3 protein-coding genes are annotated in these 3,341 nt (G+C 67.8%); all 3 read left to right on the forward strand.

The window, feature by feature from the left end:
* A partial coding sequence (gene fliF, locus GXB81_RS30600; RefSeq protein ID WP_205991168.1) for a flagellar basal-body MS-ring/collar protein FliF occupies positions 1–1,726 on the forward strand: 1,726 nt, incomplete at its 5' end.
* A complete protein-coding gene (gene fliG / locus GXB81_RS30605; RefSeq protein WP_167047400.1) occupies positions 1,716–2,711 on the forward strand; it encodes a flagellar motor switch protein FliG in 996 nt (331 codons plus the stop codon). The genes fliF and fliG, both read left to right, overlap by 11 nt.
* A partial coding sequence (gene fliH, locus GXB81_RS30610) for a flagellar assembly protein FliH (RefSeq protein ID WP_205991169.1) occupies positions 2,698–3,341 on the forward strand: 644 nt, incomplete at its 3' end. The genes fliG and fliH, both read left to right, overlap by 14 nt.

The following is a 3,341-nucleotide window of genomic DNA, read 5'->3' on the forward strand; positions in this document are numbered from 1 at the left end:
GCCCGGCCAGCCCGCCAGCGGCCAGGCCGGCGGCGCCGACCTCGGCGGGCTCGGCGGCCTAAGTGGCATGGGCGGCAACTTCTCGCAGCGTCTGTCCGGTCTCGCGCAGATGCGCGGCAACCCGCGCGCGCCGCTCGTGTTCGCAGTCGCGCTGCTGGTGGCGGTCGTCGCGGGCCTGTTTCTGTGGTCGCGCGCGCCCGACTACAAGGTGCTCTACAGCAATCTGTCGGACCGCGACGGCGGCCAGATCATCGCCGCGCTGCAGCAGGCCAACATTCCGTACAAGCTCTCCGAGAGCGGCGGCGCGATCCTCGTGCCGGCCGAGCAGGTCCACGAGATGCGCCTGCGCCTCGCCTCGCAGGGGCTGCCGAAAAGCGGCTCGGTCGGCTTCGAGCTGATGGACAACCAGAAATTCGGCATCAGCCAGTTCGACGAGCAGATCAACTATCAGCGCGCACTCGAAGGCGAACTCGAACGCACGATCGAGTCGATCTCGACCGTGAAGTCGGCGCGCGTGCATCTGGCGATTCCGAAGCCGACCGTGTTCGTGCGCGACAAGGAACCGCCCTCGGCGTCGGTGCTCGTCAATCTCTATCCGGGCCGCGTGCTCGACGAAGGCCAGGTTGTCGCGATCACGCACATGGTGGCGTCGGCTGTACCGGAAATGCCGGTGAAAGGCGTGACGATCCTCGATCAGGACGGCAACCTGCTCACGCAACCGGCCACCGGCAGCGGGCTCGACGCGACGCAACTGAAGTATCGCCAGCAGATCGAGCGCAACACGCAGCAGCGCATCGACGCGATCCTCGCGCCGCTGTTCGGCGCGGGCAACGCGCACTCGCAGGTGAGCGCCGACATCGACTTCTCGCACAGCGAGCAGACTTCGGAGAACTACGGCCCGAACGGCAATCCGCAACAGGCGGCGGTGCGCAGCCAGCAAACGAGCAGTGCCACCGAAATGTCGCAGGGCGGCGCCTCGGGCGTGCCGGGCGCGCTGTCGAACCAGCCGCCGCAGCCGGCCTCCGCGCCGGTCGTCGCCGGCAACGGCGCGAGCGGCGTCGCCACGACGCCGGTCAGCGAGCACAAGGATTCGACCACCAACTACGAACTCGACAAGACCGTGCGCCACATCGACCAGCCGATGGGCGGCATCCGCCGGCTCTCGGTCGCGGTCGTCGTCAATTACCTGAAGGTGACCGACGCGAAGGGCCACGTGACGATGCAGCCGGTCAGCGCCGACAAGCTCGCGCAGATCACCCAGCTCGTGAAGGACGCGATGGGCTTCGACGCGCAGCGCGGCGACTCGGTCAACGTGGTCAACAGCGCGTTCACGACCGAACTCGACCCGAACGCCAACCTGCCGTGGTGGCGCACGCCGGACATGCTCGCGCTCTACAAGCAGATCGCGACCTACCTCGGCATCGGCGCGGTGGCCCTGTTCCTCTACTTCGTGATGGTGAAGCCGGCGCTGCGCCGCGCGTTCCCGCCTCCGCCCGAGCCGGTCGCGGCGCTCGCCTCGCCCGACGAGCCCTTGCTGCTCGACGGCATTCCGGCCGAGGAACGCGACGGCGCGGTCGTCCAGATCGAGGCCGACCCCGAGACGCTCGCGCTCGAAAATGCCAAGCACAAATATGAGCGGAACCTGGAGTTCGCGCGCAGCATCGCGCGCCAGGACCCGAAGATCGTTGCAACCGTCGTGAAAAATTGGGTGTCCGATGAGCGCTGAAGGCGTAGTGAAGAGCGCGCTGCTGCTGATGTCGATCGGCGAGGAAGAGGCCGCGCAGGTGTTCAAGTTCCTCGGCCCGCGCGAAGTCCAGAAGATCGGCGTCGCGATGGCCGCGCTGAAGAACGTGACGCGCGAGCAGGTCGACGAGGTGCTGCAGGAGTTCGTGCGCGAGGCCGAGCAGCACACCGGCATGTCGCTCGATTCGAACGAGTACATCCGCTCGGTGCTGACCAAGGCGCTCGGCGACGACAAGGCCGGCGTCATCATCGACCGGATTCTGCAGGGCAGCGACACGAGCGGCATCGAAGGGCTCAAGTGGATGGACTCGGCGGCCGTCGCCGAACTCATCAAGAACGAGCATCCGCAGATCATCGCGACGATCCTCGTGCACCTGGACCGCGATCAGGCATCCGAAATCTCCGCCTGCTTCACGGATCGCCTGCGCAACGACGTGCTGCTGCGCATCGCGACGCTCGACGGCATCCAGCCGGCCGCGCTGCGCGAACTCGACGACGTGCTCACGGGCTTGCTCTCCGGCAGCGACAACCTCAAGCGCAGCCCGATGGGCGGCATCCGCACGGCGGCCGAAATCCTCAACTTCATGTCGAGCAATCACGAGGAAGGCGTGCTCGAAAACGTGCGCCAGTACGACGCCGAGCTGGCGCAGAAGATCGTCGATCAGATGTTCGTGTTCGAGAACCTGCTCGACCTCGAAGACCGCGCGATCCAGCTGCTGCTGAAGGAAGTCGAGTCCGAGGCGCTGATCATTTCGCTGAAGGGCGCACCGCCCGCGCTGCGCCAGAAGTTCCTCTCGAACATGTCGCAGCGCGCGGCCGAACTGCTTGCCGAAGACCTCGACGCGCGCGGTCCGGTGCGCGTCTCCGAAGTCGAGACGCAGCAGCGCCGCATCCTGCAGATCGTGCGCAACCTGGCCGAGAGCGGCCAGATCGTTCTAGGCGGCAAGGCCGAAGATGCGTATGTCTGATCCGAACTCCACGGCGAAGGAAAGCCTCTCGGCCTACCAGCGCTGGGAGATGGCCTCGTTCGACCCGGTGCCGCCCGCGCCGCCGCCGGCCGAACCCGAATTCGACGAGCGCGCGTTCGAGGCCGAACTCGACCGCCTGCGCGAAGCCGCGCAGGCGCAGGGCGTCGCCTCGGGTCACGTGGCCGGTCAGGCGCTCGGCTATCAGGCCGGCTATGACCAGGGCCATGCGCAGGGTTTCGCGCAAGGCCAGAGCGAAGCGCGCGAGGAAGCGGCGCGCCTCGCCGCGCTCGCCGAAACCTTCAAGACCGCGCTCGGCGGCGCGCAGCACGCGATTTCCGAAACGCTCGTCGCGCTCGCGCTCGATATCGCGCAGCAGGTCGTGCGCCAGCACGTGCAGCACGATCCGACCGCGCTGATCGCCGCCGCGCGCGAAGTGCTGGCGGCCGAACCGGCGCTGACCGGCGCGCCGTCGCTGATCGTGAGTCCCGCCGATCTGCCGGTCGTCGAGGCGTATCTGCTCGAAGAACTGCAAACGCGCGGCTGGACCGTGCGCACCGATGCGTCGGTCGAGCGCGGCGGCTGCCGCGCCCACGCCGGCAGCGGCGAAGTGGATGCCGGCATCGACACGCG

This window comes from Paraburkholderia sp. Ac-20336, from assembly GCF_017105025.1.
GTDB lineage: Bacteria > Pseudomonadota > Gammaproteobacteria > Burkholderiales > Burkholderiaceae > Paraburkholderia.

What these genes read in the sequence shown, in the direction of transcription:
- fliG (WP_167047400.1), top strand. Translation starts at nt 1,716, where the DNA reads ATGAGCGCTGAAGGCGTAGTGAAGAGCGCGCTGCTGCTGATGTCGATC.